Source organism: Psychrobacillus sp. (genome assembly GCF_032154225.1).
Classification (GTDB): Bacteria; Bacillota; Bacilli; order Bacillales_A; family Planococcaceae; genus Psychrobacillus.
This window is the reverse complement of the sequence record NZ_JALDYF010000001.1, coordinates 461,867-486,502: the sequence shown is the minus strand read 5'-3', so window position 1 is coordinate 486,502 and position 24,636 is coordinate 461,867. Positions and strand designations below refer to the sequence as shown.

21 protein-coding genes are annotated in these 24,636 nt (G+C 37.6%); all 21 read left to right on the top strand.

The genetic code is table 11. The annotated features are described in order from the left end of the window. Positions 1 to 136 precede the first annotated feature (136 nt). On the top strand, positions 137 to 859 hold the full coding sequence (gene rpsB, locus RUH95_RS02515) for a 30S ribosomal protein S2 (protein WP_313891238.1): 723 nt from the start codon (positions 137 to 139) through the stop codon (positions 857 to 859). A gap of 90 nt (positions 860 to 949) precedes the next feature. Further along, positions 950 to 1,837, top strand: coding sequence for a translation elongation factor Ts (gene tsf, locus RUH95_RS02510; protein ID WP_313891237.1), 888 nt, complete (start codon positions 950 to 952; stop codon positions 1,835 to 1,837). A gap of 77 nt (positions 1,838 to 1,914) precedes the next feature. After that, positions 1,915 to 2,640, top strand: a complete 726-nt coding sequence (pyrH, locus tag RUH95_RS02505; RefSeq protein WP_313891236.1) for a UMP kinase — start codon at positions 1,915 to 1,917, stop codon at positions 2,638 to 2,640. Beyond that, positions 2,640 to 3,197 (top strand): ribosome recycling factor, encoded by a 558-nt coding sequence (gene frr / locus RUH95_RS02500; protein ID WP_313891235.1) that lies wholly within the window; start codon positions 2,640 to 2,642, stop codon positions 3,195 to 3,197. The genes pyrH and frr overlap by 1 nt, the downstream gene beginning before the upstream one ends. A gap of 253 nt (positions 3,198 to 3,450) precedes the next feature. Continuing rightward, positions 3,451 to 4,245, top strand: a complete 795-nt coding sequence (locus tag RUH95_RS02495) for an undecaprenyl pyrophosphate synthase (RefSeq protein ID WP_313891234.1) — start codon at positions 3,451 to 3,453, stop codon at positions 4,243 to 4,245. After that, on the top strand, positions 4,242 to 5,033 hold the full coding sequence (locus RUH95_RS02490; protein WP_313891233.1) for a phosphatidate cytidylyltransferase: 792 nt from the start codon (positions 4,242 to 4,244) through the stop codon (positions 5,031 to 5,033). Before RUH95_RS02495 ends, RUH95_RS02490 begins: the two co-directional genes overlap by 4 nt. 17 nt (positions 5,034 to 5,050) lie before the next feature. Continuing rightward, on the top strand, positions 5,051 to 6,199 hold the full coding sequence (gene dxr, locus RUH95_RS02485; protein WP_313891232.1) for a 1-deoxy-D-xylulose-5-phosphate reductoisomerase: 1,149 nt from the start codon (positions 5,051 to 5,053) through the stop codon (positions 6,197 to 6,199). A gap of 43 nt (positions 6,200 to 6,242) precedes the next feature. Next, entirely contained in the window at positions 6,243 to 7,502 is a 1,260-nt protein-coding gene (gene rseP / locus RUH95_RS02480; RefSeq protein ID WP_313891231.1) for an RIP metalloprotease RseP, read from the top strand. A 242-nt stretch (positions 7,503 to 7,744) separates the two neighbouring features. Further along, positions 7,745 to 12,070 carry a PolC-type DNA polymerase III gene (locus tag RUH95_RS02475; RefSeq protein WP_313891230.1) on the top strand — a complete coding sequence of 1,442 codons (4,326 nt, stop codon included), beginning with the start codon at positions 7,745 to 7,747 and terminating at the stop codon, positions 12,068 to 12,070. A gap of 134 nt (positions 12,071 to 12,204) precedes the next feature. Next, positions 12,205 to 12,684 carry a ribosome maturation factor RimP gene (rimP, locus tag RUH95_RS02470; RefSeq protein WP_313891229.1) on the top strand — a complete coding sequence of 160 codons (480 nt, stop codon included), beginning with the start codon at positions 12,205 to 12,207 and terminating at the stop codon, positions 12,682 to 12,684. Between the two features lie 22 nt (positions 12,685 to 12,706). Further along, positions 12,707 to 13,837 carry a transcription termination factor NusA gene (nusA, locus tag RUH95_RS02465; protein ID WP_313891228.1) on the top strand — a complete coding sequence of 377 codons (1,131 nt, stop codon included), beginning with the start codon at positions 12,707 to 12,709 and terminating at the stop codon, positions 13,835 to 13,837. 55 nt (positions 13,838 to 13,892) lie between these two features. Beyond that, positions 13,893 to 14,171 (top strand): RNase P modulator RnpM, encoded by a 279-nt coding sequence (rnpM, locus tag RUH95_RS02460; RefSeq protein ID WP_313891227.1) that lies wholly within the window; start codon positions 13,893 to 13,895, stop codon positions 14,169 to 14,171. Further along, positions 14,168 to 14,488 (top strand): YlxQ family RNA-binding protein, encoded by a 321-nt coding sequence (locus RUH95_RS02455; protein WP_313891226.1) that lies wholly within the window; start codon positions 14,168 to 14,170, stop codon positions 14,486 to 14,488. Before rnpM ends, RUH95_RS02455 begins: the two co-directional genes overlap by 4 nt. A 4-nt stretch (positions 14,489 to 14,492) precedes the next feature. Next, a complete protein-coding gene (infB, locus tag RUH95_RS02450) occupies positions 14,493 to 16,868 on the top strand; it encodes a translation initiation factor IF-2 (protein ID WP_313891225.1) in 2,376 nt (791 codons plus the stop codon). Further along, positions 16,865 to 17,143, top strand: a complete 279-nt coding sequence (locus RUH95_RS02445; RefSeq protein WP_313891224.1) for a DUF503 domain-containing protein — start codon at positions 16,865 to 16,867, stop codon at positions 17,141 to 17,143. The genes infB and RUH95_RS02445 overlap by 4 nt, the downstream gene beginning before the upstream one ends. 23 nt (positions 17,144 to 17,166) lie before the next feature. Continuing rightward, on the top strand, positions 17,167 to 17,511 hold the full coding sequence (gene rbfA / locus RUH95_RS02440) for a 30S ribosome-binding factor RbfA (RefSeq protein WP_313891223.1): 345 nt from the start codon (positions 17,167 to 17,169) through the stop codon (positions 17,509 to 17,511). Between the two features lie 707 nt (positions 17,512 to 18,218). After that, positions 18,219 to 19,139 (top strand): tRNA pseudouridine(55) synthase TruB, encoded by a 921-nt coding sequence (truB, locus tag RUH95_RS02435; RefSeq protein WP_313891222.1) that lies wholly within the window; start codon positions 18,219 to 18,221, stop codon positions 19,137 to 19,139. A gap of 2 nt (positions 19,140 to 19,141) precedes the next feature. Continuing rightward, on the top strand, positions 19,142 to 20,089 hold the full coding sequence (gene ribF / locus RUH95_RS02430) for a riboflavin biosynthesis protein RibF (RefSeq protein WP_313891221.1): 948 nt from the start codon (positions 19,142 to 19,144) through the stop codon (positions 20,087 to 20,089). A gap of 135 nt (positions 20,090 to 20,224) precedes the next feature. Beyond that, positions 20,225 to 20,494 (top strand): 30S ribosomal protein S15, encoded by a 270-nt coding sequence (gene rpsO / locus RUH95_RS02425; protein ID WP_313891220.1) that lies wholly within the window; start codon positions 20,225 to 20,227, stop codon positions 20,492 to 20,494. 144 nt (positions 20,495 to 20,638) lie between these two features. Beyond that, entirely contained in the window at positions 20,639 to 22,759 is a 2,121-nt protein-coding gene (gene pnp / locus RUH95_RS02420; protein WP_313891219.1) for a polyribonucleotide nucleotidyltransferase, read from the top strand. 97 nt (positions 22,760 to 22,856) lie between these two features. Continuing rightward, positions 22,857 to 24,086, top strand: a complete 1,230-nt coding sequence (locus tag RUH95_RS02415) for a M16 family metallopeptidase (RefSeq protein ID WP_313891218.1) — start codon at positions 22,857 to 22,859, stop codon at positions 24,084 to 24,086. Positions 24,087 to 24,636 lie beyond the last annotated feature (550 nt).

Sequence of the window (24,636 nt, the reverse complement as noted above, 5' to 3'; positions counted from 1 at the left end):
TATAGAAAAAGTATGTTATATTACAATACGGTATGAATAAACACGTATTTCGGATGGATTTAGCAGGTGCTCATTTTGGGTAGCTAAAGACAAATGATGAATGCGGAAGACTAAACCAAATCAGGAGGAAACAAACATGTCAGTAATCTCAATGAAACAATTACTAGAGGCTGGTGTACACTTCGGTCACCAAACTCGCCGTTGGAACCCAAAAATGAAGAAATATATCTTCGTGGAACGTAACGGTATCTACATCATCGATTTACAAAAAACGGTGAAAAAATTAGAAGAAGCATACGATTTCATGCGTCAAGTTGGTCAAGACGGTGGGAAAGTTCTATTCGTTGGAACTAAAAAACAAGCGCAAGAAGCAATTAAAGATGAAGCTGAACGTTCAGGTAACTACTACATTAACCAACGTTGGTTAGGTGGTACTTTAACAAACTTCGGTACTATTCAAAAACGTGTAGCTCGTCTAAAAGCAATTGAAAAAATGGAAGAAGACGGTACTTTTGAAGTACTTCCTAAAAAAGAAGTTGTTCAACTTAAAAAACAACATGAGCGTCTTGTTAAATTCTTAGGCGGTATCCGTGATATGAAAGCTGTTCCGGATGTAATGTTTGTTGTTGATCCACGTAAAGAGCGTATTGCAGTTGCAGAAGCTCGCAAATTAAACATTCCATTAGTAGGAATCGTTGATACAAACTGTGATCCAGATGAAATCGACTATGTAATTCCTGCAAATGATGATGCAATTCGTGCGGTTAAACTATTAACAGCTAAAATGGCGGATGCATTACTTGAAGCAAGACAAGGTGAAGACGAAGAAGTAACTTCTGCTGAAGTTGCTGCTGAGTAAGACACAAGTATGTAACAGGTGATAAGGGGTCAAACCACTTATCACCTTTTTTTGAGAAAAAGAATTTAGACGACCTAGGAGGAATTATAAATGGCAATCACTGCACAAATGGTAAAAGAATTGCGTGAAAAAACAGGCGCAGGTATGATGGACTGTAAAAAAGCATTAGTAGAAACTGACGGTAATTTAGAAGCTGCAATCGACTTCTTACGTGAAAAAGGTCTTTCTTCTGCTGCTAAAAAAGCAGATCGTATTGCTGCTGAAGGTACTACATTCATCCAAGTTGAAGGAAACAAAGCAGTACTATTAGAAATGAATGCTGAAACAGATTTCGTTGCTAAAAACGAAGCGTTCCAACAATTAGTTCTACAAGTAGCAAATCATTTATTAGCTACTGAGCCAGCTTCGGTTGAAGCTGCATTAGCTTCTACTATCGAAGAAGGAGTAACAGTAGAAAATGCTATTTCTAACGCTGTTGCAAAAATCGGAGAAAAAATTACACTTCGTCGTTTTGTTATTGAAACAAAAACAGATGCGGATGCATTTGGTCCATACTTACATATGGGTGGACGTATTGGTGTTCTTACAGTTCTTGAAGGTTCTACTGATGCACAAGCAGCGAAAGACGTTGCAATGCATATTGCAGCTTTAAACCCTGCTTACATTTCACGTGACCAAGTATCAGCTGACGAAGTTGAACATGAGCGTAAAGTATTAACAGAGCAAGCGTTAAACGAAGGAAAACCTGAAAATATCGTTGCTAAAATGGTAGAAGGTCGTCTTGGGAAGTATTTCGAAGATATTTGTCTTTTAGACCAATCTTTCGTTAAAAATCCAGACCAAAAAGTACGTGTATTTGTTGAATCAGTAGGCGGTACTTTAAAATCATTCACTCGCTACGCTGTTGGTGAAGGTATCGAAAAACGTGAAGACAACTTCGCTGAAGAAGTAATGAGCCAGGTTAAAGGTAACCAATAAATAAAATAATTAAAACAACTAGGGGGCACGTAATTTGTGTTCCCTATTTTTCAAGAAAAAAGAGATGGAGGATACTTATGAGCAAAGCACAATACAAAAGAATCGTCCTTAAAATAAGTGGCGAGGCATTAGCAGGAGAACAAGGTTTCGGGCTATCACCAGAGATTATTAAATCTGTAGCAGAACAAGTGAAAGAAGTAGTAGAGCTCGGTGTAGAAGTAGCAGTAGTAGTTGGTGGAGGAAATATCTGGCGAGGTAAAGTTGGTAGTGAAATGGGCATGGACCGTGCAACTGCTGATTATATGGGTATGCTTGCTACAGTTATGAATTCTCTAGCACTACAAGATTCTCTTGAAAAATCCGGTATTGAAACGCGCGTCCAAACCTCTATCGAAATGCGCCAAGTTGCAGAACCATACATACGTAGAAAGGCGATACGCCATTTAGAAAAGAAACGTGTTGTTATTTTTGCAGCTGGTACAGGAAATCCATACTTCTCTACTGATACAACTGCAGCACTTAGAGCTGCTGAAATTGAAGCAGATGTTATTTTAATGGCTAAAAATAATGTAGATGGCGTATATTCTGCGGATCCAAAACTGGATAGTACAGCAGTTAAATACGAAGAACTTTCATTTATTGAAGTAATTCAACAAGGGTTGCAAGTAATGGATTCTACTGCATCTACTTTATGTATGGACAATGACATTGCACTTATTGTATTCTCAATAATGGAAAAAGGAAATATTAAAAGGGCTGTTCTAGGTGAAAATATTGGTACAGTCGTTAGGAGGAATTCATAATGCCAAAACAAGTAATTGAGCAAACAAAAGACAAAATGACGAAAACGATTAATGCGTATAGTAGAGAACTTTCTACGATTCGTGCTGGTCGCGCTAGTGCATCTTTGCTAGACAAAATTTCTGTTGAGTATTATGGTGCGCCTACTCCAATCAGTCAAATGGCTGGAATTGCGACACCAGAAGCACGTTTAATCACGATTCAACCTTACGACAAAACGATTCTTGGTGATATCGAAAAAGCGATTATGAAGTCGGATTTAGGAATTACTCCAACTAATGACGGTTCACTAATTCGTATTGCTATTCCAGCATTAACGGAAGAACGTCGAAAAGAGCTTGTAAAACAAGTGAAAAAAGAAGGCGAAGAAGCGAAGATTAATATTCGTAATGTTCGACGTGATGGAAACGATGATCTTAAAAAGTTGGAGAAATCTGGAGCTATTACAGAAGACGATTTAAGAAGTTATTCGGAAGATATCCAAAAACTTACTGACACTCATATTGAAAAAGTCGATGCAATTACGAAAGACAAAGAGAAAGAAATTATGGAAGTTTAATCTTAACCTTTGAACTTTTCATATCGGAGAGGCGTCCTTTTAGCAGGACGTCTTTTTATTTTTTTATGAATTAAGAAAGCAAATAAGTGTAGAGAGTGAATTACGTTCCAAGAGGAAATCAACGGTTACTCTTCGAAACTGGACCTGTTCTCTTTTTGCTCAGCTTTTCTTAATTTCATTGAAGTAAAATAAGAAGTTATTTGATATGATAAGATATATATGTTCCGAGTTGGTTTAAAGTGGAGGATTCAGTATGCTAAAAAAACTTATTCGTAGAAAGCAACAAACGATAAGTACGAATTTATATGATAGAAAAAAATTAGCTCAACAAGAACAATTGCCAAATCATATTGCAATTATTATGGATGGTAATGGAAGATGGGCAAAAAAACGAGCTCTTCCTCGCATAGCTGGACATCATGAGGGAATGATGACAGTAAAGAAAATTACTCGATTTGCAAATGAAGTTGGTATAAAAGCGTTAACTTTGTATGCATTTTCCACAGAAAACTGGAAAAGGCCGAAATTAGAAGTAGAATTTTTAATGAGATTACCAGAAGAGTTTTTAGGAACGTACTTGCCAGAGTTAATAGAGCAAAATGTTCAAGTGAAGATGATGGGAAACTTGGATTCTTTACCTGCACATACAAAAAAAGCTGTCGTGAATGCAATGGAAAAAACAGCAGCTAATGATGGATTAATATTGAACTTTGCTTTGAATTACGGAAGTAGAGATGAAATAGTTCAAGCTGTGCAACAAATAGCTTGTGAAGTAAAAAATGGAACACGATCAGCAGATACGATTTCTGAAGAACTTCTTAATGATTATTTAATGACAAAAGGACTACCAGAACCAGATCTTCTAATTCGTACAAGTGGAGAAGTTCGTTTAAGTAATTTCATGCTGTGGCAACTTGCCTACACAGAGCTATGGTTTACAGATACATTATGGCCTGATTTTGACGAAGCTTGTTTGATGGAAGCTATTGAAAGCTATCAAAAAAGAAATAGAAGGTACGGTGGACTTAAGGGGGAAGAAGTTAAGTGAAACAACGTATCATTACGGGTGCAGTTGCTGCTGCATTCTTTGTTCCGATCGTTTTATACGGCGGGCTTATTTTCAATATACTTATATACGCAATGGCGACAATTGGATTATTTGAGCTATTAAGAATGAAAGGGATAAAACTAGTTTCACCTGCAGGACTAATTTCTTTACTGCTTTTATATTTATTATTACTTCCTTCTTCAATTTCTAATGATTTATTGAATGCAACAGGACATTCGAAATTGGAATGGCTCTTCGTAGCTGCTTTTGTTTTGCTGATTTATACCGTATTAGTAAAAAATCATTTTACATTTGATGATGCTGCTTTTACGCTATTTGCTACATTGTATGTTGGTATTGGATTTTACTATTTTATCGAAACAAGAAGCATAGGTTTAACGTATGTCATTTTTGCATTGTTAGTAGTTTGGACTACTGACTCTGGTGCGTATTTTACTGGAAGAAGATTTGGAAAACGTAAATTATGGCCAGAAATATCACCAAATAAAACAATCGAAGGATTTGCTGGTGGAATTGTGTGGGCGCTTATAACAGCTTTCATCATTCAATGGATAAGTCCATTCAGTTCTTCGTATTTAGTATTAATCGGAATTACAATTGCCGCATCTATTTTTGGACAGTTAGGTGATTTAGTAGAATCAGCAATTAAACGACATTATAATGTAAAAGATTCTGGTAAGTTATTACCAGGACATGGTGGGATTTTAGATCGTTTTGACAGCCTTCTTTTTGTCATTCCATTATTACACTTTTTACATTTTGTTTAAGGAGACGACATTTTTTCATGACAAAGAGAATAAGTTTATTAGGAGCAACAGGTTCTATTGGGATTCAAACATTGGATATAATAAAAGAGCATCCAAATCAATTTCAGTTAGTTGCTTTTTCAGCGGGTAGGAATATTACAGAAACACGAAAAATTTTGAGTGAGTTTACGGTGGAAGTTGTTTCGGTCTTTTTAGAAGAAGATGCACGACAATTACAAGCAGATTTCCCAAAAGTACAAGTATTTTTTGGAGAAGAAGGCTTGTTTCAAGTTGCAGCTCATACAAATGCAGATGTACTAGTAAATGCTGTGCTTGGCAGTGTAGGACTAAGGCCGACACTCGAAGCTATTAAGAAAGGCATTACAATCGCCATTGCAAATAAAGAAACGCTTGTAACGGCAGGGCATCTTGTAATGCAAGCAGCAAAAGAGCATAATGTCCCAATTTTACCTGTTGATAGTGAGCACTCTGCACTTTTTCAAGCAATGAATGGGGAAAAGAAATCAGAAATTTCGAAGTTGATTATTACTGCATCAGGTGGAAGTTTCCGTGATCGTACGAGAGAAGAGTTAAAAGGTGTAACTGTGAAAGATGCTTTAAATCATCCAAACTGGTCAATGGGTGCGAAGATCACGATTGATTCTGCAACAATGATGAATAAAGGTCTGGAAGTTATTGAAGCACATGTATTATTTAACACTTCTTATGACGATATTGAGGTTTTATTGCATAGAGAGAGTATTATTCACTCTATGATAGAATTTCATGACACGAGCGTTATTGCGCAATTAGGAACGCCTGATATGCGAGTGCCAATTCAGTATGCATTATCTTATCCAAATCGTTTCGAGCGTCCAAATGCTAAACGATTAAATTTAGCGGAAATTGGGAAGTTGCATTTTGAAGAAATGGACTATAAAAGATACCATGCATTAAAGCTTGCAATTGATGCAGGTCGTGCTGGTGGAACGATGACGACGGTTTTAAATGCAGCAAACGAAGCAGCTGTTGCACTATTTTTGGAAGAAAAGATTAGCTTTTTAACGATTGATGAACTAATTGAGCGTGCAATGGATGTGCATGTGAACATTTCAAGTCCCGATTTAGAGACGATTTTGCATGTCGATGCTGAAACGAGAAAAGCAGTCCAAAACATGTTAAAATGAAGAGATAATGTAGACAAGCTGTTTGAAAAAAAGGTGGGGTATAATGGAAACGGCCATTGCGTTTATAATAATTTTTGGTAGTATTGTTTTTTTTCATGAACTAGGGCATTTTATTTTTGCGAAAAAAGCAGGAATTATGGTGCGCGAGTTTGCGATTGGATTCGGTCCTAAAGTATTTGGTATGACAAAAGGTGAAACGCTTTATACGATTCGATTATTGCCGTTAGGTGGATATGTTCGAATGGCGGGAGAAGATTTAGATTCGACAGAGCTTCAACCTGGTTACCGTTTGGGTATTCGTGTGAACGATGCAAACGAAATTGATTATATTGTGTTAAATCAAAACAAACAATTTCCGGACATGCTTTTTCTAGAAGTAGAAAAATCGGATTTGATGAAAGAAATGTTTATCGAAGGGTACGACGAAGAAGAGCGTTTAGTACGATATAAAGTTGCTCGAAATACGATTCTCAATGTAAATGGACAAGAATCGTTCATAGCACCATATGATCGCCAATTCGGATCTAAAACAGTTGGGCAGCGATCAATGGCTATAGTTGCAGGTCCACTTTTCAATTTTATATTTTCATTTTTCATCTTTTTAGCATTAGGTTTATTTCAAGGGGTTCCGACGTATGAACCGGTTATTACAACTGTTTTACCTGATAGTCCAGCACAGTCAGCTGGCATGAAAGATGGAGACTTAGTAACTAAAATTAATGGAAATCCAGTCGTTTCATGGCAGGAGCTATCAGATACGATTAAAGCTAATCCAAATGAAAAAATGGACTTTACTATAGAGCGTAATGGTGAAACATTTGATGTTGCAATGACTCCAAATGAAGTGGTTGCTGGAAAAGAAAAAGTTGGTCAAATCGGCGTACAATATACTAGCCCACTTGAAAAAAATGCGCTTAAAGCTGTTGTTTTTGGTGGACAGCAAACGTATGAGTGGACAAAAAATATTTTCACTATGCTCGGTAATTTAATTACTGGTCAATTTTCGATTGATGATTTATCAGGCCCTGTAGGTATTTACCAAGCAACGGGTGTAGTTGCGCAGGCAGGAGTTTTCAATTTAATGCATTGGGCAGCTATTTTAAGTATTAACTTAGGGATTATGAATTTATTGCCACTACCAGCATTAGATGGTGGTCGATTATTATTCTTCTTTTTTGAGGCAGTTCGCGGGAAACCAATTGATAAGCAAAAAGAAGGTATGGTCCATTTTGTAGGTATTATGCTTCTGATGGGCTTAATGGTTGTCGTGACATGGAATGATATACAGCGGTTCTTTTTCTAAGCAGCTAAGATAGTATAAACTTTTTTACTTATTAACTGTCTAGCTTCAGCGCCTAGCCCCTCGGGGTCAAATGTGAAAAAGCTGCGGTGGCTGAGGAACTGCCTCCTCGCTTTTCCCCATTTGCCTGTCGGGGCAGACATAGGCGCTTACGCATTTCTAAAGAATACCTATACAAGACAGGAAAGTTCGCATTGATGAACTTTCCTTTCTTTTCTGTACAAAGTTAAAAAGGGGGATTCATCATGATGCAAGATGGCAAAACAAGAATGCATATATTGCTGCAACAGCTTGATTTAACCGAAGATCAATTTGTTAAGCATTTCGACAATGCCTCCATATCAAGATTTACCGTACATAAAAAAATTAGACAATGGCATTTTCAAATTCAATGTAAGGAAATTCTTCCGTTTGAAATATACACTATTTTTCGCAAACGCTTAGCAGAAAAGTTTACTGGAATTGCCGCAGTGCAACTAACAATAGAGTGTGAGAGTTCCATTGCTTCTGAAATGCATATAAAACAATATTGGCAAAGCGTTATTAATGAATTAAGCGACATGTCGCCGCCGCTTAGGGACAGACTACTACAACAAGAGCCAGAGTGGAATGGACAAATGATTCAACTTACATGTGGACAAGAGCTAGAGCTTTTGACGTTTAAGAAGAAATATGTAGAACAATTGTCTTCTACGTATATGAGCTTTGGATTCCCTAAAATGGCTGTTGATTTTCGGTTAGTAGAAGATACACAAGCAATAGCAGACGCGCAAATGGCGTTTTTAGAACAAAGAAGATTAGAAGAGGAAGAGCTCGGAAAAAAAGCATTAGAAGACTTACAAAAGAGAGAACAAGATCGTCAATCGAGTGGCGGAGATCAAGATGCAGATGGGCCATTCCAGTTAGGAACACCTCTTAAAAAAGATGAGCCGATACTTGAAATTCGTCAAATTCAAGATGAAGAGCGCCGTGTAACGATTGAAGGCTTTGTATTTGATGTGGAAGTAAAAGAACTTCGAAGTGGGCGTTCATTGCTTACTGTAAAAATAACGGATTACACAGATTCTATTTTAGTGAAAATGTTCTCACGTGATAAAGAAGACGCACAAATGATGGAACGATTGAAAAAAGGCATGTGGTTAAAAGTAAGAGGGTCGGTTCAGAATGATACATTTGTGAGAGATCTGATCATTATGGCACAGGATATGTGTGAGATTAGTTCCACCTCTCGAGTAGATACAGCTAACGCGGATGAAAAGCGTGTTGAATTGCATTTACATACGCCGATGAGTCAAATGGATGCAGTATCATCGGTTTCTTCTTTAGTTGCACAAGCTGCAAAATGGGGACACAAAGCAATTGCAATAACGGATCATGCAAATCTTCAGTCGTTTCCAGAAGCATATGCGGCAGGGAAAAAGAATGGTATAAAGATTTTATATGGGTTAGAAGCAAATCTAGTGCATGACGGTGTTCCAATTGCTTTTGAAGAGCAACATACATTATTAGAAGATGCTACATTTATTGTATTCGACGTGGAGACAACTGGTTTATCAGCGACGTACGATAAAATTATTGAACTTGCAGCGGTTAAAATGTATCAAGGGAACGTCATAGAAAAATTTGAACGCTTCGTAAATCCTCATCATGCTTTATCTGCGACGACGATTGAGTTGACAGGTATAACAGATGATATGGTACAGAATGCACCAGAAATAGAACAGGTAATCCAAGATTTTTTTGAATTTATTGGTGATAGCATACTTGTTGCCCATAATGCATCGTTCGATATGGGCTTTTTATATGAAGGATATCGCCGAACTGGAATTGATTTCTTTTCACATCCGGTGATTGATACTTTAGAGCTTGCACGTTTCTTGCATCCAGAGTTGAAAACACATCGACTGGGCTCGTTAGCTAAAAGGTTTAATATTGAGTTAACGCAAGCCCATCGAGCTATTTTTGACTGTGAAGCTACAGGATACTTATTGATGCATTTGCTGAAAGAAGCGGAAGAAAAAAATATTCAGTACCATGATGATTTCAATAAACATGTTGGGCAAGGGGATTCGTATAAACGAGCAAGACCATCTCATTGTACAATTTTAGCAGTCAATGATGAGGGATTGAAAAATCTATTTAAGCTTGTTTCACTATCTCATATTTCAACTTTTTACCGAGTGCCGCGAATTACACGTTCTACTTTGCAAAAGCATCGAGCAGGGTTAATCATTGGCTCGGGCTGTGATAAAGGGGAAGTATTTGAAGGACTTATGCAAAAGCCGCTTGAACAGGTGGAAGAAATTGCGAAGTTCTATGATTATTTAGAAATTCATCCGAAGGAAGTTTATTCGCATTTATTGGAGATGGAGCTTGTTCGAGATGAGTGGAACTTAGAAGACATCATTCGAAAAATGGTGAAGCTGGGGAAAAAACTTGGTTTACCAGTTGTTGCTACAGGCAATGTACATTATTTGCATGAGAATGATGCGATTTTCAGGAAAATATTAATCAACTCTCAAGGTGGGGCAAATCCACTTAATCGTGCGGGTTTACCAAAAGTACATTTCCGTACAACGAATGAAATGCTAGATGCTTTGTCGTTTTTAGGAGCAGAACTAGCAAAAGAAATAGTTGTGACGAATACTCAAAAAATTGCGGATTCGATTGAAGAGATAAAGCCGATTAAAGATGATTTGTACACACCGAAAATTGAAGGGGCAGATGAAGAAGTTCGAGAATTAACTTATGCGATGGCGAAACGAATTTATGGTGATGTTTTACCTGAAATTGTAGAAGCACGTATTGAAAAAGAGTTAACATCGATTATTGGCCATGGATTTGCTGTTATTTATTTAATTTCACATAAATTAGTGAAAAAGTCTTTGAATGATGGATATTTAGTTGGTTCTCGTGGATCGGTTGGTTCTTCATTAGTTGCGACATTGACGGAAATTACAGAAGTAAACCCATTGCCTCCTCATTATATATGTCCAAACTGTCAGCATGCGGAGTTTTTCCAAGATGGATCAGTAGGTTCTGGTTTTGACTTGCCAAATAAAAACTGTGAAAAATGTGATACGCCTTATGTGAAAGATGGACAAGATATTCCGTTTGAAACATTCCTAGGCTTTAAAGGAGATAAAGTTCCCGATATTGACTTGAACTTTAGTGGAGAGTATCAGCCAGTTGCGCATAACTACACGAAAGAACTGTTTGGAGAAGATAATGTGTTCCGAGCTGGAACAATCGGTACAGTGGCGGAAAAAACTGCTTATGGATATGTACGAGGCTATATGAATGATAATAATTTAACGTTGCGTGGAGCAGAAATTGACCGATTAGTACAAGGTAGTACTGGAGTAAAACGAACAACTGGTCAACATCCAGGCGGAATTATTGTAGTACCAGATTATATGGATATATTCGATTTTACACCGATTCAGTTTCCTGCGGATGCGCAAGATTCTGAATGGAAAACGACTCACTTTGACTTTCATTCTATCCATGACAATCTTTTAAAACTAGATATACTTGGACACGATGATCCAACTGTTATTCGTATGTTGCAAGATTTATCAGGAATTGATCCTAAAACAATTCCAACGGATGATCCAGAAGTGATGAAAATATTTAGTGGAACAGAGTCGCTTGGAGTAACTGAAGAACAAATTGACTGTAAAACAGGAACGCTTGGCATACCGGAGTTTGGAACTCGATTTGTTCGTCAAATGTTAGAAGAAACGAAGCCATCTACTTTTTCAGAGCTTGTTCAAATTTCAGGTCTTTCACATGGAACGGACGTATGGCTTGGAAATGCGCAAGAGCTTATCCAAGGTGGGACTTGTCAATTGTCCGATGTAATTGGTTGTCGTGATGATATTATGGTGTATTTAATCTATCAAGGACTGGAGCCTTCATTAGCATTTAAAATTATGGAGTCTGTTCGTAAAGGGAAAGGTCTTAGCCCTGAATTTGAATCGGAAATGAAAGCAAAAGGTGTAGCGAATTGGTATATAGAATCTTGTAAAAAGATTAAATATATGTTCCCGAAAGCCCATGCAGCTGCTTATGTTTTAATGGCAGTTCGCATTGCATATTTCAAGGTACATTTCCCAATACTATATTATGCAGCTTATTTTACAGTTCGGGCATCAGATTTTGATCTGCTGGCAATGGTTAATGGTTCGCATACAATGCGAGCAAAATTAGATGAAATAAATGCCAAAGGTCTTGATGCGGCGCCGAAAGAGAAAAGTTTAGCAACTGTGTTAGAAATTGGTCTCGAAATGTCAGAGCGTGGCATTAAGTTGCAGAAGGTTGATTTATATAAATCAGATTCTAAAGAATTTAAAATAGAAGGAAATACACTTATTCCACCTTTTAATGCGATTCCAGGATTAGGGACAAACGTAGCTATTCAAATTGTGAAGGCAAGACTTGATGGTGAGTTTTTATCGAAAGAGGATCTGCAACAAAGAGGAAAGGTTTCGAAAACAATTATCGAATATATGGACACGATGGGATGTTTAGAAGGGCTACCTGATGCTAATCAGCTCTCGCTTTTTTAGTACGCAATTTGCATGAAAGTGATTAGTATGGTAACATAAACCTACCAATGTTTCATAGTTCTGTGACGAAAGAGTGGGATTTCCCGCTCTTTTCTGTTGTTATTTAGAAAATCATTGTTGTGTAGGAGGCATGTATGAGTAATATCACTAGTAAAATAGAAGAGCTTGTTACTCCGATTTTACAAGAGTTACATTTGGAACTTGTAGAAATTGAATATGTAAAAGAAGGTCAAGATTGGTTTTTAAGAATCTATATTGATACAGAAACAGGTGGTATTGATATTGAGCAATGTGCTCAAGTTAGTGAAAAGCTAAGTGAGAAGTTGGATATTGAAGACCCAATTTCAGAAAACTATTTCTTAGAAGTTTCTTCTCCAGGTGCTGAACGTCCGTTGAAAAAAGAAGAGGACTTCGTAAAAGCTATTGGGAAATTTGTGTATATCAAAACATATGAACCAGTAAAAGGTGCGAAAGAATTTGAAGGAACACTTCTTTCCTATTCGGCAGAAGAAGGCGCTTTAATAGAAGTACGTGTGAAAACTAGAAGGCTTAAAATTCAAATTGAAAAAGAGAAAATTGCACTTGCTCGTTTAGCAATCGATTTCTCTGCATAATGTATATTGAGGAGTGATAGCAATGAGTAGCGAGTTCTTAGATGCGCTAACGGCGCTCGAAACACAAAAAGGAATTTCAAGAGAAGTATTAATAGAAGCAATTGAGGCAGCATTAGTGACGGCCTACAAACGCAACTTCAACCAAGCACAAAATGTTCGTGTGGATATAAACTTAGCTACTGGATCGATGCTTGTCTATTCAAGAAAAGATGTAGTAGAAGAAGTAACAGATGAGCGTTTACAAATTTCTTTAGAAAATGCAAAAGCTATTAATCCACATTACGATCTAGCAGACGTTGTGGAAGAAGAAGTAACGCCACGTAATTTTGGACGTATTGCTGCACAAACAGCGAAGCAAGTTGTTACACAACGAGTGCGTGAAGCTGAGCGTGGACTTATTTATGAAGAGTATGTAGACCGTGAAGATGATATTGTAAATGGTATCGTTGAACGTTTAGATGCACGTAATATATATGTAGGCTTAGGTAAAGTGGAAGCAGTACTTCCTGCGAATGAGCAAATTCAAACGGAAACGTACCATCCACATGAGCGTATTAAAGTGTACATTACAAAAGTAGAACGAACAACTCGTGGACCACAAGTGTTTGTATCAAGAACACATCCGGGACTACTTAGACGTTTATTTGAAATGGAAGTTCCAGAGATTTTCGAAGGAATTGTTGAGATCAAATCGATTGCTCGTGAAGCTGGAGATCGATCGAAAATTTCTGTTTTTGCACATAATGATGAAATTGATCCAGTTGGTTCATGTGTCGGTGCAAAAGGTGCACGTGTTCAAACGATTGTGAATGAATTAAGTGGAGAAAAAATCGACATTGTAGAATGGTCAGAAGATCCAGTCGTTTTCGTTGCAAATGCACTTAGCCCTTCTAAAGTGCTAGATGTACAAGTGAACGAAGAAGAAAAGTCTACTACAGTTGTTGTACCTGATTATCAACTGTCTCTTGCAATCGGTAAAAGAGGTCAAAATGCAAGGCTTGCTGCTAAGCTAACTGGCTGGAAAATCGATATTAAGAGTGAAACAGATGCTAGAGAATTAGGAATTTATCCGAATGAAAATTCTCCACAAGTATTTATGGAGAGTTCAACAGAAGAAATGGATGACTTTGACTTTTATAAAGACGAAGAATAATATCCAGTTTATGAAATAACACAGTTTACTATACAGACAAGGATGGTGAGCTTGTATGGCTGTTCAAAAAAAGGTTCCCTTGCGGAAATGTGTTGCTACAGGTGAGATGTTTTCGAAAAAAGAGATGATTCGTATTGTTCGTTCGAAAGAAGGAGAAGTCTCTGTTGATCTGACTGGTAAGAAGTCAGGAAGAGGGGCTTACGTTTCGAAAACAACAGAAGCAGTAAATCAGGCTAAAAAGAAAAATTCACTAGGCAATCATTTAGGTGCTTCCATTCCGAATGAAATATATGATGAGTTAATCGTCATAATTGAGAGAGAAAAACTAAAATGACAATAGAGCAGCAAATTTTACAGTTACTTGGCCTTGCGACACGCGCAAGAAAAACTATTTCAGGTGAAGAGTTAGTCGTAAAAGAAATTAGAAGTCAAAAAGCGAAGTTAGTATTTCTTTCGAACGATGCTTCTAAAAATACGGCAAAAAAAATAAGTGATAAATGTGCATCTTTTAACGTTGAGCTGCATGTCTTTGGAGACCGGCACGATCTCGGACATGCGACGGGAAAAGAGGCCAGGGTGGCAATAGCCATTATGGATGACGGTTTCGCTAAAAAACTGTCCGGCCTTCTCAACGAATATAACCGGGGGTGAGCTAATGACTAAAATCAGAGTTCATGAGTACGCGAAACAAATAGAAAAATCAAGTAAAGAAGTTATTGAGCAGTTAGGAAAGCTTAATATTCAAGTAACAAACCATATGTCTACGCTCGAAGGAGATGCAGTTCAAAAATTGGACGGTATTTATAAAAAAACAACACAATCTAAACCTCAAGATTCAACACAATCTAAACCAGCTGGACAGAATAATCGTCCTGCAAACCAAGGCCAGTCAAGACCAGCAAGTCAAGGTCAAGGCCAATCAAGACCAGCAAGCCAAGGTCAAGGCCAATCAAGACAAGCAAGTCAAGGTCAAGGCCAATCAAGACCAGCAAGCCAAGGGCAAGGCCAATCAAGACCAGCAAGCCAAGGGCAAGGTCAGTCAAGACCAGCAAGCCAAGGTCAAGGTCAATCAAGACCAGCTACTCAAGCTCCTAATACGAATAGCCAAGGTAAAGTATTTACGAACAATAAACCAGCGGCTAATAGTCGTCCAGGTGGGCAAAATAGACAGGGTGGACAACAAAGACCAGGTCAAAGATTCCAAAAGAGAAGAAAAGGGCCAACGACACCTGTTCAACCACCAGTTCCAAGAAAAGAAAGAGAATTACCTGCTCAAATCACATTCACTGAATCATTAACAGTAACAGAACTAGCAAAAAAATTAGGGCGCGAGCCATCTGAGATTATTAAAAAACTGTTTTTACTTGGTGTAATGGCAACTATTAACCAAGAATTGGATAAGGATGCAATTGAGTTAATTTGTGCAGACTACGGAGTAGAAGTAGAAGAAGAGATCAAAATTGATATTACAGATTTAGAGGCTCATTTCGAAATCGAAACAACAGAAGAAGATGAAGCAAACAAAATGGAGCGTCCACCAGTAGTTACAATTATGGGACACGTTGACCATGGTAAAACTACTCTACTTGACTCTATTCGAAATACAAAAGTTACTGCAGGAGAAGCCGGCGGTATTACACAGCATATTGGTGCATACCAAATTGTTAACAATGGCAAAAAAATTACCTTCTTAGATACTCCGGGACATGCTGCTTTTACAACAATGCGTGCACGTGGTGCGAGAATTACAGATATTACAATACTTGTAGTTGCAGCTGATGATGGTGTTATGCCACAAACAGTAGAAGCGATTAACCATGCGAAAGCAGCGGAAGTGCCAATTATTGTTGCTGTAAACAAAATGGATAAACCATCAGCTAATCCTGATCGTGTAATGCAAGAGTTAACAGAACATGGATTAGTATCAGAAGCTTGGGGTGGAGAAACAATTTTCGTACCAATCTCAGCTTTAAATGGCGATGGTATCGATAATCTTATTGAGATGGTATTACTTGTTTCTGAAGTCGCTGAATTAAAAGCAAATCCAAAACGACTTGCACTAGGTTCAGTTATTGAAGCACAATTAGACAAAGGTAGAGGTTCAGTTGCTACATTATTAGTTCAAGATGGTACATTACGTGTTGGAGATCCAATCGTAGTAGGTCATGCATTTGGACGTGTACGTGCAATGGTAAACGATCTTGGTCGTCGTGTGAAAGAAGCAGGTCCTTCTACACCAGTTGAAATTACAGGTTTAAGCGAAGTACCACAAGCAGGAGACCGCTTTGTCGTATTTGAAGATGAAAAAACAGCACGTCAAGTTGGGGAAAATAGAGCTTCAAAAGCTCAAGTTAACCAACGTTCTGAAAAAACGCGTGTAACATTAGACAACTTGTTTGATCAAATGAAACAAGGCGAAATGAAAGAGTTAAACTTAATTGTTAAAGCAGACGTTCAAGGTACTGTGGAGGCAATGGCAGCTTCTCTTATGAAAATCGAAGTTGAAGGTGTAAATGTTCGAATTATCCATACAGGTGCAGGTGCAATAACAGAATCAGATATTAGCCTTGCAGCAGCTTCTAACGCAATCGTAATTGGATTTAATGTTCGTCCAGATGTTAATGCAAAACGTGCAGCGGATGAAGAAGGTGTAGATATTCGTTTACACAGAGTTATTTATAAAGTAATCGAAGAAATTGAATTTGCAATGAAAGGACTTCTTGATCCAGAATTCCAAGAAAAAATTATTGGTCAAGCAGAAGTTCGTGAAACGTTTAAAGTTTCTAAAGTTGGTACAATTGCTGGATCTTACGTAACAGAAGGTAAAATTACTAGAGATAGCGGCGTTCGAATTATTCGTGATTCAATTGTTATTTTTGAAGGTGAATTAGATACATTAAAACGCTTCAAAGATGACGCTAAAGAAGTAGCAAAAGGGTATGAGTGTGGTATTACGATTAAAAACTTTAATGACATGAAAGAAAATGACATTATTGAAGCGTATATCATGGAAGAAATTAAACGAAAATGATTGTATATGCAGAATGCGAATTTTTAATTCCTACTGCACATTCATTGAAAGAAAAAAGAGCAGTCCTACAACGAATGCTCACCCGAACAAAACAAAAATTCAATGTCTCACTCAGTGAACTAGATCATCAAGACGTATGGCAGCGAACGCTTATCGGAATTATTACAATTGCTTCTGATAAAGTAGCGGCAGAGCGTGAGCTTATGCATGCTATACGGTACTTGGAGTCTAATCCTGAATGGGAATGTATTGAAATCAATAAAGAATATCTATAGACAGAAAATGAGGTGTAGCCATCATGTCGATGCGCGCAAACCGAGTTGCTGAGCAAATGAAAAAAGAACTAGGCGAGATTATTGGTCGTAAACTAAAGGATCCTAACGTAGGCTTTATCACTGTAACGGATGTAGCAGTCACTGGAGACCTTCAACAAGCGACAATTTATATTACTGTCCTTGATGGAAACAATGGATCTACTTTAAAAGCTTTGGAAAAAGCAAAAGGGTTTATTCGTTCAGAAATCGGCCAACGTATTAGATTACGCATTACGCCTGAACTACTTTTTGAAATTGATCAATCTGCAGCTTATGGAAACCGAATTGATGATTTGTTAAGACAGATCAATAAGCCATCAGAAGAATAAAACAAGAAGTCTGCTTTCATAAAAGCAGACTTCTTTGCTATATCATGCCTGTTGATTATCCTATTTCTTAAAAAATTGTGTTGATAGGAAAGATAAAATGCCTTCATTCATACTTTAGAAATAGTGTGTCTTAGTGAATAGCCACTATGCCTTCGCGCTTGTCGCACCTTGCATGAGCCAACTTGTGCTGCGCCCAAGTGGGTCTCATACTTCGGCTCATGCGGCCCAACGCGCTTCGGCAATAAGTATTTGACTATTTATATAGGCAATTTTTCATGGCGGCTCGGACTTATCTATAAAAGTGATGATGATTTTGCCTCTTCTTAATACTTTTACACTTTCATTTTACTTCCCTCTACTTAGTTGGAAAAATGGACGGTTTAGTTGGAATTCTTGCGTATTTAGTTGGAAATGCATTCCCCTCTCTTTTTAAGAAATGTCTCTACCATTCTAAATAAGTAGCTGGCTCTACTGGATTGAAGCGAAAGGGGTGGCGGATCCTGCGGGAACAGCGTTAGTCGAAGACCCTGGACTGAGCGCATGCGAAGGAAGCGGCTGAGGCAACGCCCGCGGAAAGCGTCCACCCCTGTAGCGAAAATCCCAGCGGAAACTACTGTTAAGACGCACTATATCTAGAAAACGAACGAAAATATAAAATGGATAATCAACACGCTTGATGCTATATATGAAAAAATGGGGTGAAACAAATGTACGAAGGAATTCTTCCGTTATGGAAAGAAAAAGGAATGACCTCACATGATTGTGTGTTCAAACTTCGAAAAATATTAAAGATGAAACGAATCGGTCATACTGGTACGCTAGATCCGAGTGTAGAAGGTGTTCTGCCAATTTGTTTAGGACAAGCTACCAAAGTTTCAGAGTATATTATGAATGAAGGAAAAACCTATGTTGCCACGATATCTATTGGAACTTCTACTACAACAGAAGATGCTGACGGAGAAATAGTGGAGCAAGATAAAACAGCGAAACATTTTTCACGAGAACAAATTTTACAAACACTGGCACAATTAACTGGAGAAATTACACAAACACCTCCTATGTATTCAGCAGTGAAAGTGAATGGAAAAAAATTATATGAATACGCACGAAAAGGAATAGAAGTGGAACGACCAAGCCGTATTGTAACAATATATAACTTAGAATTACTCGATGAATCTACTAGCTTTAGTGGTGAAGATATTACATTTTCTCTCGAGATAAAATGTGGTAAAGGCACCTATATTCGTACGCTTGCAGTTCAAATCGGAGAATTACTAGGCTTCCCTGCGCATATGTCTGCACTCGTTCGAACGGGATCAGGGAGTTTTACTAAATCTCAATGCTTAACTCTTTCTGAGGTAGAAGAAGCAAAAAATAAGGAGCAGTTAGACCCATCTATTTATCCAATTCAATATGCATTGGAAAGCTGGCCAAAAATAGAAATTACGGATGATTTAGAGAAAAGTATAGGCAATGGTCAAGTTATTCCAGCGAATCCTCTTCTTGAAACAAATGAAAAATTGGTATTTACCAAAAATGAAAATCCGAAGGCAATTTATATTAAGCATCCAACAAAAAGTGGTATGATGAAACCAGAGAAAATGTTTTCAACTGAAAAAGGGGACTAATAATGGAAGTACATCACTTATCTTATCCAAATCATTTATATTCAAATGTAAACAATGATGCATACTCGTTAGCAATTGGGTTCTTTGATGGAGTACATAGAGGGCATCAAGCAGTTATTCAACAAGCCATCGATAAAGGGAAAGAGCTGAACATTAAAACAGCGGTCATGACATTTGATCCCCATCCTTCCTTAGTGCTTGGTAAAAGTAAGGAAAAAGTATTTTATATTACACCACTCGAACAAAAGATAGGGATATTAAAAGAGCTACAAGTGGACGCGTTATTTGTTGTACGTTTCACTTCAGATTTTTCTAAACTAACACCAGCTCAGTTTATCGATTCATTTATTACACATGCAAATGTGAAGAATGTAACAGCTGGCTTTGATTTTACTTTTGGTGCTTTTGGCAAAGGGACGATGGAGCATATGGAACAGCTAGCTGATGGACGTTACACAGTTTCCATTGTGGAAAAACAACAATGTACAGGTGATAAAATTAGTTCTACACGAATTAGAGCCGAGTTAAAAACAGGTAATATGGAAGAAGTGAAAGAGCTATTAGGACGTCCGTTTATGTTATCTGGAGTCGTTGTGCATGGTGATAAAAGGGGTAGAACGATCAATTTTCCTACTGCAAATGTTCAACTAATGGAAGGACAATTTACACCAGCAACAGGTGTATATGCAGTGAAAATATGTGTACAAGAAAAATGGCATAATGGTGTTTGTAATGTTGGATATAAACCAACATTTAATAACCCAGATGAAAAGAAGCTATCCATAGAAGTCCATATTATTAACTTTGACCAATCTATTTATGGGGAAGAAGTAATCGTTCATTGGTATAAACGAATACGTTCTGAGCAAAAGTTTAATGGTATAGACGAATTAAAAATGCAAATTGGGAAAGATAAATTAGTAGCGATCGACTATTTCGAAAAAAACTAATCAGTTGCTTCTAATATAGGATTATGTTATTCTTTTGTAGTACAAAATTGTGCTTAACCGTTCCTTGGCTTTTTCGATTCTCCAACGATTGCTCAGGATTAGGGGATATTATAAATTTTTAGGAGGAAACAAACAATGGCAATTACAAAAGAGCGTAAAAATGAATTAATCGCTGAGTACAGAACTCACGAAAGCGATACTGGTTCTGCAGATATTCAAATCGCAGTACTTACTGAAGAAATCAATTCTTTAAACGAACATTTACGTACACACAAGAAAGATCATCACTCACGTCGTGGTCTATTCAAAATGGTTGGACGTCGTCGTAACTTATTAAAATACTTACGTGAAAACGAAGTACAACGTTACCGTGATCTAATCGCAAAACTTGGTTTACGTCGATAAGATGACACTTAGAAAAGCGGGAATTATCCCGCTTTTTCTTTTGCGCAAAAATCTTTCGCATAGTTTGGATATATTTGATACACTACTTATGATACATATAACTTTTATATAAGCAGTTTTAAAGTCGAGAGGAGCCCTTTATAAATGAGTGAAAAGAAAGTATTTACGTACGAATGGGCAGGTCGTCCATTACAAGTAGAAATAGGACAACTTGCTAAGCAAGCAAATGGAGCAGTTCTAGTAAGATATGGTGATTCAACAGTATTAACAGCAGCTACTGCTTCAAGACATCCAAAACCGTTAGACTTTTTCCCATTGACAGTTAATTATGAAGAAAAACTATATGCTGTTGGAAAAATTCCAGGTGGTTTTATTAAACGTGAAGGTAGACCTTCTGAAAAAGCGATTTTGGCGAGCCGTTTAATCGACCGTCCGATCCGTCCTTTATTCCCAGATGGTTTCCGTAATGAAGTGCAAGTAATTTCTATCGTTATGTCTGCAGACCAAAATTGTAGTACAGAAATGTCTGCAATGTTAGGTTCTTCTTTAGCACTTAGCGTGTCAGATATTCCGTTTGACGGACCGATTGCAGGTGTACAAGTTGGTCTTATTGGGGATGAATTTATCATTAACCCAACTGTTGATCAAATGAAAGAAAGTATTCTAGATCTTGTTGTAGCTGGAACAAAAGAAGCGATTAACATGGTAGAAGCAGGAGCGAAAGAAGTTTCTGAGGAAATTGTGTTGGAAGCAATTATGTTTGGTCATAGCGAAATCGTGAAACTGATTGAATTCCAAGAAAAAATTGTCGCTGAAATTGGTAAAGCGAAAAAAGAAATTACGCTGTTTGAATTAGATAAGGATCTTTTTGCGGAAGTAAAAGACCTTTGCGAAACAAAACTTGTACAAGCAATCCAAGTACAAGAAAAGCATGCTCGTGAAGATGCAATTAGTGGAGTGAAAACAGAAGTAATGGATCAATTTACAGAAAAAGAAGCAACTGATGCTGATTTAAAACAAGTTCGTGAAATTTTAGATGCGATGGTAAAAGATGAAGTTCGTCGACTAATTACGGAAGACAAAATTCGTCCAGACGGTCGCGGAGTAGATGAAATTCGTCCACTTTCTTCTGAAGTTGGCATTTTATCAAGAACACATGGTTCTGGTTTATTTACACGTGGTCAAACACAAGCATTAAGTATTTGTACGCTAGGGCCGCTAGGTGATGTTCAAATAATCGATGGAATTGGCGTGGAAGAGTCAAAACGATTTATGCACCATTATAATTTCCCACAATTTAGTGTTGGGGAAACTGGTCCAATTCGTGCTCCAGGTCGTCGTGAAATCGGACATGGTGCGCTAGGAGAACGTGCACTTGAAGCAGTAATTCCAAGTGAAGAAGATTTCCCGTACACACTTCGTCTTGTTGCTGAAGTATTAGAATCAAATGGTTCAACTTCTCAAGCAAGTATTTGTGCATCGACGCTTGCAATGATGGATGCTGGTGTTCCACTTAAAGCACCGGTTGCTGGTATTGCAATGGGTCTTGTGAAAAAAGGCGAACACTATACAATTTTAACGGATATTCAAGGGATGGAAGATCATCTTGGAGATATGGACTTTAAAGTAGCTGGAACAGCAAAAGGAATTACAGCGCTTCAAATGGACATTAAAATCGATGGTTTATCAAAAACAATTTTAGAAGAAGCATTAGCACAAGCTAAAGTTGGTCGTATGCAAATACTAGAAAGTATGCTTGCAACGATTTCTGGACCACGTGAAAAATTATCTAAATATGCTCCGAAAATTGTTGTTATTAAAATTAATCCTGATAAGATCCGTGATGTAATCGGACCAGGTGGTAAACAAATCAATAAAATCATTGATGAAACTGGCGTAAAAATTGATACAGAGCAAGATGGTACAATTTATATCGCGTCTCCAGATGAAGACATGATTGCACGCGCGAAGAAAATTATTGAAGATATCGTTCGTGTAGCTGTAGTTGGTGAATACCACTTAGGGAAAGTAAAACGAATTGAAAAATTCGGTGCTTTTGTGGAAATTTTCACTGGTAAAGACGGATTACTACACATTTCTGAAATTCAAGAAGAACGTACGAAAAACGTAGAAGATGTACTAAAACTTGGCGACGAGTTATTAGTAAAAGTGATCGAAATTGATAATCAAGGTCGCGTTAATCTTTCTAGAAAAGTTGTTATTCAAGAAGAAAAAGAACGTGCAGAACAAAAGGAACAATCATAACATATATATGAACAAACCAACACATTAGGTTGATCGTAGACAGAGGTCTACGACAACCTTTTTAAATACGTAAATTCAATAGATCGAGGTGCAATAATTGATAAATAAAATTACTTGTAATAATGGGCTTCGAATTGTTTCTGAGCATATTCCACATGTACGCTCTGTTGCAGTTGGAATATGGGTACATGCAGGATCGAGATACGAACTCCCAGAGGAAAATGGCTTAACGCATTTTATTGAGCATATGCTTTTTAAAGGAACAAAGACGAGATCAGCAAGACAAATAGCAGAAGAATTTGATCGTATTGGTGGAAATATTAATGCTTTTACTTCAAAAGAAAATACATGCTATTATGCAAAAGTGTTAGATCATCATGCTCCGTATGCAGTAGAAGTACTTGCGGATATGTTTTTTAATTCTTTATTTGATCCAACAGAACTTGAAAAAGAAAGACAAGTTGTGTTAGAGGAAATTAATATGGTGGAAGATACGCCTGATGATATTGTGCATGAGTATTTGTGGAAAGCGATGTTTGGAGATGATCCTTTAGGAGCTCCGATTTTAGGGACATTAGAAACGCTGAATAGTTTTACACCAGATTCGATCGTTTCTTATATGGAAAGGCATTATACGCCTGAAAATGTCGTTATATCAGTAGCTGGAAATATTCAAGAAGGATTTTTAGAACATATTGAAAAACTTTTCGGGGATTTCGAGTTGCCGAGCAGGGTAGCTACAGAGAAAAGTGTACCGGAGATAACAGCGGCATTTACGGAGAAATTTCGTGAAACAGAACAGGGACATATTTGTTTTGGGTATCCTGGGTTAAGTGCGAATTCGGATAATATTTATAGTTTGGTAGTGTTAAATAGTATTTTAGGTGGTAGTATGTCTTCAAGACTTTTCCAAGAAATTAGGGAAGAGAAAGGGCTAGCGTATTCTATTTATTCGTATCATTCTTCTTATGAGGATACTGGTGTGCTTGCGATTTATGGTGGGACTTCAAGTTCGCAGTTAGAGGAACTGAAAACTTCTATTCAAGAGACGATTCGTTTAATTGAGGAAAAAGGATTTACGGAGACTGAGATCCAAAATTCGAAGGAACAGCTTAAAGGGAATTTAATGTTAGGCTTGGAGAGTACAAATGCACGAATGAGCCGAAATGGTAAGAATGAGTTGCTTTACGGCAGTCATCGCTCACTTGATGAAGTGATTGAGTCGATTGACGAAGTAACGCTTGCGTCTGTAACTGCGTTGTCAAAAGAGATTTTTTCACATGAGCCTGCAATTTCTATTATAATGCCTAAAAAAGTCGATCAGTGATGATCGGCTTTTTTTGTAGGTTGGATCCAAGCGGACGCAGGCGTTGCCACAGCCGTCCTCACTGTACTGCGGGGTCTTCGACTAGCGCTGGTCTCGCTGGAGTCGTCGCACTTCACTCCATCCATTCCACTTACAGGAATGTAATCCATTGTCTTTACTTCTCAATAATCTAAGGGAGCGATTGCTAATATATTTTAAGCGTAATTTATAGACAGGCTACAATAAGTCAATTTTTTCTTATGCACGGCTCATTTTAGAAATAGAGGAAGACAAGCAGTTCCTGTAACGCATACTAGAAGCGGAATAACCACTTTCCTATCTGGAAATCTCTTTTGTTATTCATCTTTTTCTCTACTTTATAAATCGTAAGTATTGCACTAGTTGATTGGAGTGGAGGCGGCGACTTCTGCGGGAATAGTATGAGCTGAAAGCCCCGCAGGAGCGAAGCGACGAGGAGATTGAAGCCATACCCGCGAAAAGCGTCCGCAGAAGCGGAAATCAACGGTTTCTTACAGTTGTACCTTTCAACTTTCATTGCAAAGGCAAAAGC